The sequence below is a fragment of the Hoeflea sp. TYP-13 genome (assembly GCF_040932035.1).
Classification (GTDB): Bacteria; Pseudomonadota; Alphaproteobacteria; order Rhizobiales; family Rhizobiaceae; genus Hoeflea_A.
Genome location: NZ_JBFRBB010000001.1, coordinates 261,965 through 277,018, shown reverse-complemented (window position 1 = coordinate 277,018; position 15,054 = coordinate 261,965). Strand labels below are relative to the sequence as shown.

Genomic DNA, 15,054 nt, shown 5'->3' with positions numbered 1-15,054 from the left:
ACCTGCGGATGGCCATGAACTCGAGGCCATCCGCGTTCTTTTCAAGAGCTTATTTCACCAGCCAGAGCATATCCAGTTCGTGGCGCTTCGGACCGGCATCCTCGCCGATCATCAACGATCCGTCGTTCAGCGCCAGGATGTTGTCGGGGTTGGCGGGCAAGCCCGGATCGCACTTTCCGTCAGCCGTGGTCTTGCCGACCACATAGGGCTCCAAACGGGTGATGTTGTAGTCATCGCCCGTCTGCGCCATATAAGTCGCGCCACACCCTTCCGCATTAAGGGCGATATCGCCGGTTTTCGCCTTATCGATCTCACCGGTCGACCAGTCCTTGTGGCCCCAGCTCTTGTCCATGGTGAAGGAAACTGCCGATGCGGATATATAGACATTGTTGCCGTGCGAGGTGACGCCCTCGAGTTTGTCCCACTCGTTTGTGGCGCCCATGGCGGCCGCTGTCTTGCGGCTCTCCAGGAACGCGGCACGACCGTCCTTGGCTGCGGCGACCTTGCCGTCTCCATCCAGATCCTTGCCGGACTTGGTTTCTGCCCAGGCGAGGACTTCCGCGTCACTTATGTAATTGGTTTCGCCTTCCTTGTAGTCGGCAACCGTGACGCCGTCATATTCACTGATCCAGCCGTCTATTTCGGCATTGTTGCCGTGACCCAGTTCGACCCAGCTGACATCGAATCCGGCCTTGTTGGGATCGGCTTCATTGTCCTGGGTGAGTTTTGCCGCATAGAGCGTACCGGCGCTGAGATCGCCGGGATTGTCGGCGATAAACTTGAAGAAAACGCCGCCGGAGGCGGTATTGTATTTCTTGTGGGCGTAAGCGGCGGAATCATCATCTGTCATATAGACGGTTTTGTTGTCCGGCATGATCGCAGCCGTTTCATGGCTGAGCCGCCCGGTGGCGTAGTGCTTGACCGGTTTTTCGCCGTCTTCGCTTGTCGCATCGACGATCTCAATCATGTAGCCGTAGCGGTAGGGATTGGACATCTTGCCGAGATACTGGCTCATGTTCTTCGGCTTGATGTAGTTGATGTCGTTGCCCTTGCGGAAGAAGATCTTCTCGTCTTCATCGTGATTATCGGGATGGTTCCAGGTTTCCGTGCCGTAGAAGAAATACTCCTCCGCCAGCAAGGGCGAGCCCCATGGCGTGACGATGCCGGAGCATAAAACCGCACCGCCATGCACCGGGGCGAGATCGACGTTGCGGGAAGCGTTGAGATCGGCCTGCCATTTACCGTCGACCTTCTTCAGGGAAATGCGGCTGACCGTGCTGGCGCCATCGCGCCCGGCGCCCTCCCAGGCGGTATAGAGATAGGCGGTGCCGTCGCCACGGGGCACAAATCCATTGAAGTCCGGCGTGTTGGACACATACATCAGCTTGCCGGACGTATCGTAAACGCCGCCGAGTATCTGTCCGGAACCAAGCTTGTCGCCTGCTTTGCCGAAGGTGACGTAGGCGCCGTTGGCGACATTGACATCACCGTGTTTGGAGGCGTCGGGAATGGACATGCCGCCGCCCGAAAGCGCGTCGGGGTCAAAACCCTGGACATAACCGATGGAGGCGGGCGGAACCCCGTCACCATAGACGTTCTTGCCGCCCGGATGCTGCGCGTTCAAAAACAGGTCGCCGTCCTTGTTCGTGCTCAGGCCCGTGACCTCGGCACCGGCAGGCATGGTTGCCACACGTACAAGGTCTTTTGCGAAGGTAACGTTATGAACTGCGGCCGCAGCAATACACGCCATGGCCGTTGTTGAGAGTAGTCTTGTGATCTTATTCATTATTGCCTCCCTGAAGGTGAAACAAGAAGGCTATGCGTTCTTTAACAAGCAGTCAAAAAATGATGACCGGACGGACTTTGAGCTGCTATCAGTTCCTCTGGAGCCTGTATTTCAATGCAAAGGCTCAATAGTCGCGCCGATAATCACCTAACCAGCGCACAGGCAAAAAGGGCAATCAATGTCGCATCCATATGCAGACCTGATCGGGTTTGAAATTGTCGATCAATCGCCGGGCGAAAGCAGGCTGGAAGTTCCGGTTCGGCGGGAATTGCTCAACCCGCACAACGTCGTGCATGGCGGCGTTTTGTACTCGCTGGCGGACACGGGAATGGGCGCCGCCTTGTATCCGATGCTGGACGAGGGTAAAGCCTGCGCGACCATAAACTGCGCGATCAACTATTTCAGGCCGGTGATGTCCGGATCGATTGCCTGCGTTTCCACGGTGATAAACAAGGGCAGGACGATCGCGACGCTGGAATCGGAGATCTGGAACGAGGGCAAGCTGGCTGCCATGGCGCATGGCCAGTTTTCGATCTTCGCTACGGGATAACATCGAACTTCGTGCTCACCGTTGCGGTTTGTATCCAATACACGTCAGTCCGGACTACTGAAAATCAAATGCACTCAATCCTGTCACCATTTCATCAAGCCCTGACGGGCGGGTGAGCGGCGGCTCGGCGCGCGACAGACAGCCCTGGCGTTCGCAAAGGCGGCAGGCCGGTCCGACCGGCGTCGGCTCCATACCACTGCCGGTGACCGCATTGCCGTAGATGATTTCCTCGCGGAACCCGATATCGCAACCGACAAGCACGGCGGTGCGGCGCACCCGCTCATTAAAGGCGCTTTGCGGGCCCTCGAGCGTGCGCGAAACGATGAGGAACTCAGCGCCATCGGGCATTTCCACCGTGTCAACAAAGATCTGGCCGGGCTGGGTGAAGGCCGCATGGATGTTCAGCTTGGGACAGGCCCCGCCAAAGCGCGATTGCGGAAAGCCGCGCGCGCCTGCGCGGCGGAAGCGGTTTCCGGCATTGTCCACCTCGAGCATGAAAAAGGGAACACCTGCCGCACCCTGGCGCTGCAGCATGGTGACCCGGTTTGCCACCTGTTCGAATGAGACGTGAAAGCGCGAACGCAGGACGTCGAGGTCATATTTCACCCGCATGGCCGCCGCCTGGAATGCGCCATAGGGCATCATCAGCGCATGGGCGGCATAGCGGGCGATCTCGAACCGGCCGAGCCGTTTCGCCTCGTCGGAGGAAAAATCGAGTTCCTCCAGTTCGCCCAATATCTGATCGCGGAAGGCAAGCTGTGCGACCTCAACGGCGATTTCCCGCAACTGGTCGAAGGGCGAAAGCCGTTCCGACAGGAAGAGCCGCATGGAATGACGGTCGAAACGCCGCCTCCAGTTGGGCATGGTGTGCACCGGCAAAAGCCGCACGACAATGCCGTGTTCGCGTGCGAGCCACGAACGCAGCGCACCGGCAAGATCCTCGCCAGGCTTAAGCTTGTCGTGAAACGTCTCGGCTGCCTCCTCGATCGGGGCGATGTAATTTGGCCGCCGCTCGAAGACCTCTCGCACCTCGTCCACCGGCAGCCTGGCGCTGGAGACCGACGTCGTGTGCCCCTCGCGCGCCAACAGTTCCGAAAGGCCCGAGAGCCGTGACTGGGCTTCCTTATAGGCACGGTAAAGCTTGACGACGCCTGCCGCCGCATTGGGGGCGGCATCGGCCACCTCGATGAGTTCCTGATCGCCCGGCAACGCTTCGGCCAGCAGCGGGTCAGAAAACACTTCCTTCAGCGCACTCGTCGTGCCGGTGGTCTCGCCCTGCAGCTCCTCAAGGTCGATTTTGTAGACGGACGTCAGGCGCAGTAGCAGCTGCACAGTCAAGGGCCGCTGGTTGCGCTCGATCAGATTGAGATAGGACGGGGAAATCCCCAGTTCCTCGGCCATTGCGGTCTGGGTCAGTTCCAGCTGATTGCGGATGCGGCGCAGGCGCGGACCGGCGAAGATTTTCTGTTCAGCCATGGAATTTTACAATGTTTGACAAATTTTACCGAATTCAGGCTATTACAATTTTTACAAATTTACAATTGGGATTTGTCACAATTGATACAGCGTGACCCTTTTATGGCGCTGATTTTGCGGATTTTTCTGTTCCTTTTGTGCGCTGCATTGTAAAAACAGTCACATCAATCCCAAGAAAAACGCAGCTTCAGGAAAATCGAAGCTCAAATGTGCAGATAACGGAGATCGGCATGACTGATTTTTACAACCTGGTTCCCAGCGCACCCGAAGGCCGCTTTGACGGCATCGACCGTCCTTACACAGCGGAAGACGTTCAAAAGCTGCGCGGTTCCGTACAGATCAAATATTCGCTCGCCGAAATGGGCGCCAACCAGCTGTGGCAGCTGATCCACAATGACGACTTCGTCAACGCGCTCGGCGCGCTCTCCGGCAACCAGGCCATGCAGATGGTCCGCGCCGGTCTCAAGGCCATCTACCTTTCCGGCTGGCAGGTTGCCGCCGACGCAAACACGGCTTCGGCGATGTACCCCGACCAGTCGCTCTACCCGGCAAATGCCGGCCCGGAGCTTGCAAAGCGCATCAACCGCACGCTGCAGCGCGCCGACCAGATTGAAACCTCGGAAGGCAACGGCCTTTCGGTCGACACCTGGTTCGCTCCGATCGTTGCCGATGCGGAAGCCGGTTTCGGCGGCCCGCTCAACTCCTTCGAGCTGATGAAGGCCTATATCGAAGCGGGCGCTGCCGGCGTTCACTACGAAGACCAACTGGCATCGGAAAAGAAATGCGGCCATCTCGGCGGCAAGGTTCTGATCCCGACCGCGGCCCATATCCGTAACCTCAATGCAGCACGGCTCGCCGCCGACGTCATGGGCACGCCGACCCTGGTCATTGCCCGTACCGACGCCGAAGCCGCAAAGCTTCTGACCTCCGATATCGACGAGCGTGACCAGCCGTTTGTCGACTATGAGGCAGGCCGCACGGCCGAGGGCTTCTACCGGGTCAAGAACGGCCTTGAGCCCTGCATTGCACGCGCCATCGCCTACGCGCCGCATTCGGACCTCATCTGGTGCGAGACCTCCAAGCCGGACCTCGAGCAGGCCAAGCGCTTTGCCGAAGGCGTCCGCAAGGAGCACCCCGACCAGCTTCTGGCCTATAACTGCTCGCCGTCGTTCAACTGGAAGAAGAACCTCGACGATGCGACCATTGCCAAGTTCCAGCGCGAACTCGGCGCCATGGGCTACAAGTTCCAGTTCATCACGCTTGCCGGCTTCCACCAGCTGAACTACGGCATGTTCGAACTGGCACGCGGCTACAAGGACCGCCAGATGGCGGCCTATTCGGAGCTGCAGGAAGCCGAATTTGCCGGCGAAGCCAACGGCTACACGGCAACCAAGCACCAGCGTGAAGTTGGTACCGGTTACTTCGACGCCGTCTCCATGGCGATCACCGGCGGACAGTCGTCCACGACTGCCATGGGTGAATCGACCGAAACCGCACAGTTCAAGCCGGCTGCCGAATAGGCGGCCGGGACGGGCGGACCTGTGACTGCCCGTCCCTTTTTCTACCACCTGCAATCGCCAGATAAGGAGTTTTCACAATGGCACCGCAGACACGCGTCAAAGAACGGGCTGAAGAACAGTCCTCTTCCATGACCGCAGACCAGCAGGCTGCGATCCGCATGGTTGCAAACGACCTGCACAGGCTGAACCAGTCCGTGATGAAGGCCGTCGATGCGGGTGTATCGGTCGAACTTGTACGCTCCGCGCGCCACCATGGCGGTGAAGGCAACTGGGGTGACCTGCTTATTCCGGTCATCGTCACGCAGGGTTCCTGAATAGAGGAATCGTAAAAGGCCGGACCGGTTGTTTCTGAGCCTCCCAGCCGGTCCTGCCAGCATTCCGCCGCTTTGTTGCCAAGCGCCCAGGCGAGAGGTTTCGCGGCGGAGTGTTACCCGGCCAATACCGGGTCGATCCAGAGCGCTCTAAACGGCCTGCCCCGCCGCCCAGCCGGACGACCAGGCCCACTGGAAATTGTAACCACCGAGCCAGCCGGTCACATCCACCACCTCACCGATGAAATAAAGACCGGACGTATTCTTTGCCTGCATTGTCCTTGAATCGAGTCCAGCGGTATCAACGCCGCCGAGCGTAACTTCCGCGGTCCTATAGCCTTCCGAACCGGTCGGTTTGATTTGCCATTTCTGCGCTGCATCGGCGATCTGCCGCAGCTGCCGGTCCGCCATTTCTGCCAGCTTTCCTTTTGCACCGCCATTCTCGCAGATGATTTGCGCCAACCGCTTCGGCAGATGGGCAGAGAGTGCGGTATGTGCCGATTGACGGCCGTTTTCCGCCCGCGCCTCAAGTAGCAACGAAAAAAGATCCTGCCCTGGTAATAATGACAGGGTGATCTCGTCGCCCTCGCGCCAGTAGGATGAAATCTGCAGGATCGACGGGCCGCTGATGCCACGGTGGGTAAAGAGCATCGCCTCTTCGAACGCCGTCCCGTTGCAGCTCACGATGGCATCCGCCGAAACACCCGCAAGCGGCTTGAGACGTTCGCGCAGGCTTTCGTCGAAGGTCAGCGGCACCAGCGCCGGGCAGGTTTCGGTTACCGCGAGCCCGAACTGTTCGGCAATGCGATAGCCAAGCCCGGTCGCTCCCATTTTGGGGATCGACTTGCCGCCTGTCGCCACCACCACCGCGCGGGCACTGACGGCGCCGGTTGAGAGCCGGGCGGTGAATCCCTTCCCTGTCTCCTCTACCGCTTCGAATTGCGTGGAAACCGAAAGCTCAACGCCGGCTTCGCGCATTTCCCGAACCAGCATATCGATGACCTGGCGCGAAGTGCCGTCGCAAAAGAGCTGGCCGAGCGTCTTTTCATGATAGGCGATGCCGTGACGTTCAATGAGCGCGATGAAATCATGCTGCGTATAGCGGCTGAGCGCGGATTTGCAGAAATGTCTGTTGGCGGAAAGAAAATTGCCGGGCGCTGCATGGATATTGGTGAAGTTGCAGCGGCCACCGCCTGATATGCGGATCTTTTCGCCCGGCGCCTTTGCATGATCGATGATCAGTACCTTGCGCCCGCGCCTTCCCGCCTCGATCGCGCACATCATTCCGGCGGCGCCCGCCCCGAGGATCACGACATCATATTGCCGCATGCGGCAGCTCCCGGCCCAAGTGGTTCCAAATGGGCGCGTGTTGCTCTAAGAGAACCGGAATACAATCTGAAGAGCAATTCATGGCCCAAAAATCCGACAAGACGTCCGCAAAAAAATCCGGCGACGCCAGAAAGACGACCCGCAAGCCCGCCTATGTAGACAATAAGCGCGGCGTTGAAAACTGGAAGCAGGTCAATGGCTGGCTGAACTGGCGCGGCATTGAGGATATCGAGTGCGTCACGCCGGACCTTGCGGGCGTTCCGCGCGGCAAGATGATGCCGACGTCGAAATTCACGTCCAACACATCGCTTTCGCTGCCATCGGCGCTCTACCGGCAGACAATCTCAGGCGAATATCCGGATGAAACGGGCAATTTCCGCTACGACCCGCAAGACGGCGATCTGAAACTGATGCCGGACCTTTCGACGCTTGCCGTCGTTCCCTGGGAGAGCGATCCGACGGCGCAGGTGATCTGCGATATCGTCGGCCCGCAGGGCGAAAGCGTCGAATACGCGCCGCGCAATGTTTTGAAACGCGTCCTTTCGCTTTACGAGCAGAAGGGCTGGAGGCCTGCCGTCGCGCCGGAGATCGAGTTCTACCTCATCGCGCTCAACGACGATCCCGATTATCCGCTTCAGCCGCCGGTCGGCCGTTCGGGGCGCACGATCGCGCGCGGCCAGTCCTATACGATCGCCGGCGTCAACGAATTCGACGAGCTGATCGACGATATTTACGATTTTTCCGAAATCCAGGGCCTGGAGATCGATACGCTCATCCATGAGGAAGGCCCGGCCCAGCTCGAGATCAACCTGCGCCACGACGATCCCCTGAAGCTTGCCGATCAGGTCTTCATGTTCAAGCGCACGCTGCGCGAGGCGGCGCTGAAACACGGCATGTATGCAACCTTCATGGCAAAGCCCATGCAGGGTCAGGCGGGCTCGGCCATGCACATCCACCAGTCGGTGAGCGACTTGAAGACGGGCCGCAACATATTCTGCAATCCCGACGGCTCGCCCTCTGCGAAATTCTTTTCCTTCATCGGCGGCATGCAGCACTTCGTGCCGAAGGCGCTGGTAATGATGGCGCCTTATGTCAATTCCTACCGGCGGCTGACCCCGGAAATGGCCTGCCCGGTCAACAATGCCTGGGGTTATGACAACCGAACCGTGGCGTTCCGCGTGCCGAATTCGGATGCCGCCGCCCGGCGGGTCGAGAACCGGCTGCCCTCGTCCGACGCCAATCCGTATCTCGCGATTGCCGCATCGCTTGCCTGCGGCTGGCTCGGCATGGTGCGCGAGATCGTGCCGGACAGCCCGACGGCGACGACCGCCAATGAAGGCACCACGGTGGAGCTGCCACGCGGCCTTCTGGAGGCGGTGTCAGTGCTTGAGGACGAACCGGCCTTCATCGACGTCTTCGGCAGCGACTTCATCGACATCTATGCCGGCGTGAAACGCGGCGAATTCGAAACCTTCATGCAGGTCATCAGCCCGTGGGAGCGGCAGTATCTGCTCTTGAATGTGTAGGGTCTGAGGGAATTACTTTTTCTTTGCATTCGGCGCGCATTCACTCACCGCGCAGCGTGATCCCGGACAGTGTTTTCGCAATCGCCGTATTGGACTCGTCACCGAGACACTCAACCGCAACCGCATCACGGAACGATTGAGGATTCGGAGCAGACCTGCCATTGGCGATGTCCGCGGCGATCGCTTCGACGATGGCATTGCCAAGACGCAAAAGCTCGGGGCGCAGTTCGGTCACGAGATCGGCCCCGCCCTCCGGCTGCTGCGATGTCGCTGCCCACTTATCGAGCCAGCAGAACTGGATATCCTTTGCGGCGTCGATCTGCGCCTGGAAGAACGCCCGCGTCGTCTCCGGCTCAAGCCCGTGATCGCCCGCAGCCGCCACCGCGGCATCGAGAACGACAGCCTCGCGTTCAAGATCCTCGACTGGCCGGCCGTTTTTCGCCTTGTAGATTGCGACGTCCTTCATGAGAGACAGGCGTTCCGCGATAAGCGCCGGTGCGGTGGCGCTGTCGGCGGATGCAAGGCTAACCCAAAAAGCAGGGGCGATCAGCGCGATCCAGAAACAGCGGGCGGTCCTGACCTTGAATTTAAACACGTTTCATCCTTTCCCGGCCGCAATTTCATCCGGCCTTTGCGCAGCATTTGTTGCTGAATGTGGTGGTGGAGTGGCCGGATATCTCTTTATCAATTTATTGGTCGTGTTGAGGCAGTCCGTCGGCAATCTCGTAATAGTCGCCCTTGTCGGCAACGAAAATGTGTTTTTCGAGCCTGGTTCCGGTCGGCGTGTCGAACGCACCCATGGCAATGGCCGTCCAATCGTGTTTGTCCTGATCAACCGGGTCCCAGAAAAGCGATGAACCGCAGATTGAGCAAAATCCCCGCCGGACCTTTTCAGAGGAGTGATACCAGGTGACGTTCTCGGATCCGTAGACGGTGACCGAGGCGCGGGGAAGGTCCGTCGAGGCCTCAAAATGCCCCGAGTGCTTCCGGCATTGCGAACAGTGACAGGCGCTGGGCCTGGGCAGGTCACCAGTGACTTCAAACGTCACCTTTCCGCAGAGGCAAGATCCCTTATGCATGGTGCAGGCCTGGCTCCTTTTTGTTGGATCGTCCAGCGGTTCAGTTCGGCTCCCGCCGCAGCGATGCGGTGGCTTCCACCAAAGAACCCGCTGACCGGGACCACTCATAGTCGATCCCCGAAGGCGTTGTGCGTATCCTAACGAAACCGTCCGCGAAGCAGGCTTGGTGCCCGTATTCGAGACGTTCGTGGAAAAACGCTTCGCCTTCATGTTTGGAGTTACGGGAAGCAGGTACCCAGGTTCCGCCGCACTCCAGCGACGGATATTCGATGCGCACCTCTTCCGGCGCGAAGGTGACACGCATCGACCAGCTATGTTCACCCTGAAACCCGGTTCCTGTCCAGACCCCGGAAAACGGTGAAGCGTCATCGGCCGCGGCGCCCGACAGCAGATCCAACAAGAATACGATAGGCAACAGTCTTTTCACGAAATCGGGCATTGGCGAACTCCTACTGTCGGATATTAAGCCGGGGGTACAATTCACCACTCGTAATTCGCTATTTCAACCCCGCAGTTCAATCAAATGTTGAAGATCGGATACCCGATCGATCAGGAGGTTGTTGGGTATCTTGCAGTCGCTGGTCGGAATTATATGGACCGTCGTTGCCAGCTTTGCGCTCAATTTCTTTTACATTCCCCTGATTTACGCCCCGTTCTATGCCATTATGCTTTGCCTGACCATGGAGTCTGTGCAGACAGCGATTACCATTTGGAATGATCCGGAGGCGCGCTAGTTCGCCTTTCCGAAGCAGGCAAAAAATGTTCGCTCCTACGCTGAAATCGCTATTTGAATGCCAGCCCGGAATTTTCTCTCTGGCTTTTTTAAATCGATTAGATTATGAGAAGGCCAGATTTCCTGCAGCACGAGCAAACAGCCGATGAGCAGCCAGACCATTCCTGTCGAACCCTTTGATTATGTCGTCTTCGGCGGCACAGGCGATCTTGCCGAGCGCAAGCTTTTGCCGGCCCTTTATCACCGGCAGATCTCCGGGCAATTGAGCGAACCCACCCGCATTATCGGTGCTTCACGCTCTGAACTGACGGACGAGGCCTATCGCAAATTTGCCGGCGAAGCGCTGATGCAGCACCTCAAAAGCGGCGAGTTCGACGAGAAAGAAGTCAAGCGCTTCCTGGACCGTCTGCATTATGTTTCGGTGGATGCCGGCAATGATGACGGGTGGGACGGCCTCGGAAAGCTCCTTTCCGAGGGCAAGGATCGGGTCCGGGCTTTCTATCTTGCGGTCGGCCCTTCCCTTTTCGGCAATATCTGCGATCGCATCCGCAGTCACGACCTGATTACGGACAACACGCGCATCGTCGTCGAAAAGCCGATCGGCCGGGATCTGGAAACGGCGCGCGCGCTCAATGACACGATCGGGCAGGCCTTTGCCGAAGAGCAGATCTTCCGCATCGACCACTATCTCGGCAAGGAGACGGTGCAGAACCTGATGGCGCTGCGCTTTGCCAATGCGCTTTATGAGCCCTTATGGAACTCGGCCCATATCGACCATGTGCAGATCACCGTTGCCGAGGCCGTCGGCCTCGAGGGTCGCGCCGGCTACTATGACCGGGCGGGCGCCCTGCGCGACATGGTGCAGAACCACATTCTGCAGCTTTTGTGCCTCGTCGCCATGGAGGCGCCGACATCGGACGATGCCGAAGCCGTGCGCGACGAAAAGCTGAAAGTCCTGCGGGCGCTGCATCCGATTGATGCACGCAACGCGGCCAAGAAGACAGTTCGGGGCCAGTACCGGGCCGGAGCATCGGCCGGCGGTGCGGTTGACGGATATCTGGAAGAGCTGGGCGACCAAGGTTCGAACACGGAAACCTTCGTTGCGATCAAGGCGGAGATCGAAAACTGGCGCTGGGCGGGCGTTCCGTTTTATTTAAGGACCGGCAAGCGCATGGCGCAGCGTGTCTCTGAAATCGTCATCAATTTCAAGCCGATACCGCACTCCATCTTCAATGAAAGCGCGGGACAGGTCATCGCCAACCAGCTGGTCATCCGGCTGCAGCCGGACGAAGCGGTAAAACAGTGGATCATGATCAAGGATCCAGGACCAGGCGGCATGCGGCTGCGGCACGTGCCGCTCGACATGAGCTTTGCGGAGAATTTCGGGGTACGCAATCCGGACGCCTATGAGCGTCTGCTGATGGATGTCATCCGCTGCAACCAGACGCTATTCATGCGCCGCGACGAGGTCGAGGCCGCATGGCAGTGGATCGATCCGATCCTGAAGGCATGGGAAGAAACCGATCAGGCGTGCCAGGGTTATACCGCCGGAACCTCCGGCCCGACCAACGCCATTGCGCTGATAGAAAGAGACGGCCGAACCTGGCACGAAAGCAGGTAGGTTAGACGCGGACATGTCCGAGCCACAGTTCAATCGCTATTCCACCGGCCAGTTGCTGGCCGGGTCCCTGTCGGGGCGGATCGCCTCAGCGCTTGCCGACGCGATCAACCGCAACGGCCAGGCCGTGCTCGCCGTTTCCGGCGGATCGACCCCGCGGCTCCTGTTTCAGACCCTGAGCAAGGAAGACATAGACTGGTCGAAGGTCACGGTGATGCTGGTCGACGAGCGCTTTGTGCCACCCTCGCACGAGCGCTCAAACCACCGGCTGGTCGCCACCCACCTTCTGCAGAACAAAGCCGCCTTCGCGGACTTCATTCCGCTCTATTGCGACGGGATGACCCCGCCGGAAGCAGCAACCGATGCGGCGCTCAAGTTCGAGGCGCTTGGAAGGGCGCTGGACGTTGCCGTGCTCGGGCTCGGCACCGACGGCCACACGGCTTCCTGGTTTCCTGAAAGCCCGGAGCTGAAAGCGGTGACGGATCCAAACCAGAGCGCAACGGTGCTGGCTGCCAGTGCGCCAAATCTGCCCGAAGATCGGCTGACCCTGACACAGCCGGTCATCGGCAACGCTGAACTCGCCGTCCTGCATATCGAGGGCGAAGAAAAGAACGATGTCCTTGAAAAAGCGCTAAAGGAAGGTCCGGTGGAGGAACTGCCGTTGCGCGCTATTTTAAGGCAGACGAAAAACCCGCTCCAGGTCTACTGGACCCCCTGACACAACGGCAGGAACACCATGTCCGCACAAGCATCCGTCACCGCAATCACCAGACGCCTCGTCGAGCGGTCCAAGCCGACCCGCGAAATCTATCTTGAGCGCACCCGCAAGGCCGCAGAAGAGGGACCGAACCGCACGGTGCTGTCGTGCGGCAATCTCGCGCACGGCTTCGCCGCCTGCGGGGTATCGGACAAGGAAGCGCTTTCCGGCGACCGGGTCGCCAATCTCGGCATCATCACCTCCTACAACGACATGCTGTCGGCGCATCAGCCGTTCGAAACCTTTCCGGAACTGATCCGCAAGGCCGCCCATGAGGCCGGGGGGGTCGCCCAGGTCGCAGGTGGCGTTCCGGCCATGTGCGACGGCGTCACCCAAGGCCAGCCGGGTATGGACTTGTCGCTGTTTTCACGCGACGTCATCGCCATGTCGGCAGCCATCGGCCTTTCGCACAACATGTTCGACGCAGCCGCCTATCTCGGGGTCTGCGACAAGATCGTTCCGGGCCTCGTCATCGCCGCCCTCACCTTCGGCCACCTGCCGGCTGTCTTTATCCCTGCCGGCCCGATGACATCCGGCCTGCCGAACGATGAGAAAGTGCGCATCCGCCAGCTCTATGCGGAAGGAAAGATCGGCCGCAAGGAGCTGCTGGAAGCCGAATCCAAATCCTATCACGGCCCCGGCACCTGCACGTTCTACGGCACCGCCAATTCCAACCAGATGCTGATGGAGATCATGGGCTTCCATCTTCCGGGCGCCTCCTTCATCAATCCGGGAACGCCGCTTCGCGATGCGCTGACAAAGGAAGCCGCCAAACGGGCGCTTGCCATCACCGCGCTCGGAAACGAGTACACGCCCGCCGGCGTCATGTTCGACGAGCGCAGCGTCATCAACGGCCTCGTCGGCCTGCATGCAACGGGCGGTTCGACCAACCACACCATGCACCTGATCGCCATGGCGCGCGCGGCAGGGATTGTCTTGACCTGGGAAGATATATCCGAGCTTTCAGATATCGTGCCGCTGCTGGCACGGGTCTATCCGAACGGTCCGTCGGACGTGAACCACTTCCACGCCGCCGGCGGCATGGGCTATCTGATTTCCCAGCTACTCAAGGGCGGCCTGCTGCACGACGATGTGCGCACCGTCTGGGGCGAGGGTCTCGCCGACTATGCCATCGAGCCGGGGCTCAACAGCGACGGCACGGTTGCACGCGAGCCGGCCCCGGCGCAAAGCGCCAACGCCAAGATCCTCTCGACCATTGACAAACCGTTCCAGGACAATGGCGGTCTGAAGATGCTGACCGGCAATCTCGGCAAGTCGGTGATCAAAATTTCAGCGGTGAAGCCGGAAAGACACGTCGTCGAGGCGCCGGTCAAGATCTTCAACACGCAGCAGGCGCTGCAGGAGGCCTTCAAGGCCGGCGAGCTGGAATGCGATTTTGTCGCCGTTGTGCGCTTCCAGGGACCGAAGGCCGTCGGCATGCCGGAACTGCACAAGCTCACACCACCGCTTGGCGTTCTGCAGGATCGCGGCTTCAAGGTCGCGCTGGTTACCGACGGGCGCATGTCGGGGGCTTCCGGCAAAGTTCCGGCAGCCATTCACGTCACCCCCGAAGCGCTGGACGGCGGCCCAATCGCCAAGTTGCGCGAGGGCGACATGATCCGGCTGGACGCCAAAAACGGCACGATGAGCGTGCTTGTGGATGACGCCGAGTTTGCCGCCCGCGCGCCGGCTACAGCGGACATTTCGGAAAGCGGCCATGGCATGGGCCGCGAGCTGTTTGCAAATTTCCGCAGCCTGGCCGGCCGAGCCGACGAGGGCGCCAGCGTTCTTTACGGTTGAGACGGCCTTATCACCAGGCGCGGGAAAAGGCGCCTGCCCGGTTCGGCTTCAATGAACTCATCGAGTTCGATCGGCCGCGCATGGTCCTGCAAGGGCGGGCTTGCCAGCACGTTCAGATCGCCCTCAAGCAACTCGCCTGTGATCTCGCCACTCTCTTCGAGCGTCAGCCGGTAATAGAGACCGTTCCAGGCATCGATGCCGAATTCGGCCGGTGTTTTGCGGATAAACAGAAGACTGTATTCCAGATCCCGCAGATCGCTGGCGCTGACGGTATTATTCAGCGCATAGGGATAGGGAAGATAGCAGAACCATTCCTTTTCGCCCTGAATGCAGCGGAAGGGACGCATGGACAAAAAGTGATCGCTGAACTGCGGTGCTTCCACCGTAACGGATATGTCCCTGTGCGGACCGGTGCCGGAAAAAGTCACTGCGCCTATCGCTGTCTCACGGCCGGTTTCATCGATCAGATATATCCGCGCATGGGGCGGGAACTTTACGGCGCCACCCGGCGCCGACAGAAAAAGCAAAGACAGCACTGCTGCGCCTAGCGAACGAAACAAGTTCATCCT

General features: G+C 59.5%; 15 protein-coding genes. 8 read left to right on the top strand and 7 right to left on the bottom strand.

Annotation, left to right across the window (positions count from 1 at the left end):
* Window positions 1–49 precede the first annotated feature (49 nt).
* Entirely contained in the window at window positions 50–1,786 is a 1,737-nt protein-coding gene (locus ABVT35_RS01300) for an alkaline phosphatase PhoX (protein ID WP_368464355.1), read from the bottom strand.
* A 178-nt stretch (window positions 1,787–1,964) separates the two neighbouring features.
* Here ABVT35_RS01300 and ABVT35_RS01295 point away from each other — a divergent pair, with 178 nt between their 5' ends.
* Window positions 1,965–2,336 carry a PaaI family thioesterase gene (locus tag ABVT35_RS01295; RefSeq protein WP_368464353.1) on the top strand — a complete coding sequence of 124 codons (372 nt, stop codon included), beginning with the start codon at window positions 1,965–1,967 and terminating at the stop codon, window positions 2,334–2,336.
* 54 nt (window positions 2,337–2,390) lie between these two features.
* On the opposite strand, the gene ABVT35_RS01290 is transcribed toward ABVT35_RS01295, so the two are convergent.
* The gene (locus ABVT35_RS01290) at window positions 2,391–3,812 is read right to left on the bottom strand and encodes a short-chain fatty acyl-CoA regulator family protein (RefSeq protein WP_368464352.1); all 1,422 of its coding nucleotides are present in this window, start codon (window positions 3,810–3,812) and stop codon (window positions 2,391–2,393) included.
* A gap of 230 nt (window positions 3,813–4,042) precedes the next feature.
* On the opposite strand from ABVT35_RS01290, the gene aceA reads away from it, so the two are divergent.
* On the top strand, window positions 4,043–5,332 hold the full coding sequence (aceA, locus tag ABVT35_RS01285) for an isocitrate lyase (protein ID WP_368464350.1): 1,290 nt from the start codon (window positions 4,043–4,045) through the stop codon (window positions 5,330–5,332).
* Between the two features lie 77 nt (window positions 5,333–5,409).
* The gene (locus tag ABVT35_RS01280; protein ID WP_368464348.1) at window positions 5,410–5,646 is read left to right on the top strand and encodes a hypothetical protein; all 237 of its coding nucleotides are present in this window, start codon (window positions 5,410–5,412) and stop codon (window positions 5,644–5,646) included.
* Window positions 5,647–5,793: 147 nt separating this feature from the next.
* Here the strand turns inward: ABVT35_RS01280 and ABVT35_RS01275 are convergent, their stop codons facing one another.
* The gene (locus ABVT35_RS01275) at window positions 5,794–6,972 is read right to left on the bottom strand and encodes an NAD(P)/FAD-dependent oxidoreductase (protein WP_368464346.1); all 1,179 of its coding nucleotides are present in this window, start codon (window positions 6,970–6,972) and stop codon (window positions 5,794–5,796) included.
* 80 nt (window positions 6,973–7,052) lie between these two features.
* Between ABVT35_RS01275 and ABVT35_RS01270 the strand changes: the two genes are divergently transcribed.
* A complete protein-coding gene (locus tag ABVT35_RS01270) occupies window positions 7,053–8,498 on the top strand; it encodes a glutamine synthetase family protein (protein ID WP_368464345.1) in 1,446 nt (481 codons plus the stop codon).
* 40 nt (window positions 8,499–8,538) lie between these two features.
* Here ABVT35_RS01270 and aroQ read toward each other — a convergent pair whose 3' ends face one another.
* From aroQ to ABVT35_RS01255, 3 genes are all read right to left on the bottom strand, one after another.
* Window positions 8,539–9,093 carry a gamma subclass chorismate mutase AroQ gene (gene aroQ / locus ABVT35_RS01265; RefSeq protein WP_368464343.1) on the bottom strand — a complete coding sequence of 185 codons (555 nt, stop codon included), beginning with the start codon at window positions 9,091–9,093 and terminating at the stop codon, window positions 8,539–8,541.
* A 94-nt stretch (window positions 9,094–9,187) separates the two neighbouring features.
* Entirely contained in the window at window positions 9,188–9,577 is a 390-nt protein-coding gene (locus tag ABVT35_RS01260) for a GFA family protein (protein ID WP_368464341.1), read from the bottom strand.
* Window positions 9,578–9,617: 40 nt separating this feature from the next.
* Complete coding sequence (locus tag ABVT35_RS01255; protein ID WP_368464340.1) at window positions 9,618–10,016, bottom strand: hypothetical protein; 399 nt, start codon at window positions 10,014–10,016, stop codon at window positions 9,618–9,620.
* Between the two features lie 121 nt (window positions 10,017–10,137).
* Between ABVT35_RS01255 and ABVT35_RS01250 the strand changes: the two genes are divergently transcribed.
* The 4 genes from ABVT35_RS01250 (at window position 10,138) to edd (ending at window position 14,485) form a co-directional block, all read left to right on the top strand.
* Window positions 10,138–10,311: a hypothetical protein gene (locus ABVT35_RS01250; RefSeq protein ID WP_368464338.1), complete on the top strand. Its 174-nt coding sequence runs from the start codon at window positions 10,138–10,140 to the stop codon at window positions 10,309–10,311.
* A gap of 144 nt (window positions 10,312–10,455) precedes the next feature.
* Window positions 10,456–11,931: a glucose-6-phosphate dehydrogenase gene (gene zwf / locus ABVT35_RS01245; protein ID WP_368464337.1), complete on the top strand. Its 1,476-nt coding sequence runs from the start codon at window positions 10,456–10,458 to the stop codon at window positions 11,929–11,931.
* 13 nt (window positions 11,932–11,944) lie between these two features.
* The gene (pgl, locus tag ABVT35_RS01240) at window positions 11,945–12,646 is read left to right on the top strand and encodes a 6-phosphogluconolactonase (RefSeq protein ID WP_368464335.1); all 702 of its coding nucleotides are present in this window, start codon (window positions 11,945–11,947) and stop codon (window positions 12,644–12,646) included.
* An 18-nt stretch (window positions 12,647–12,664) separates the two neighbouring features.
* Window positions 12,665–14,485, top strand: coding sequence for a phosphogluconate dehydratase (gene edd, locus ABVT35_RS01235; RefSeq protein ID WP_368464333.1), 1,821 nt, complete (start codon window positions 12,665–12,667; stop codon window positions 14,483–14,485).
* Here the strand turns inward: edd and ABVT35_RS01230 are convergent.
* The gene (locus tag ABVT35_RS01230; protein WP_368464331.1) at window positions 14,476–15,051 is read right to left on the bottom strand and encodes a hypothetical protein; all 576 of its coding nucleotides are present in this window, start codon (window positions 15,049–15,051) and stop codon (window positions 14,476–14,478) included. The genes edd and ABVT35_RS01230 overlap by 10 nt on opposite strands.
* Between the last annotated feature and the right edge of the window lie 3 nt (window positions 15,052–15,054).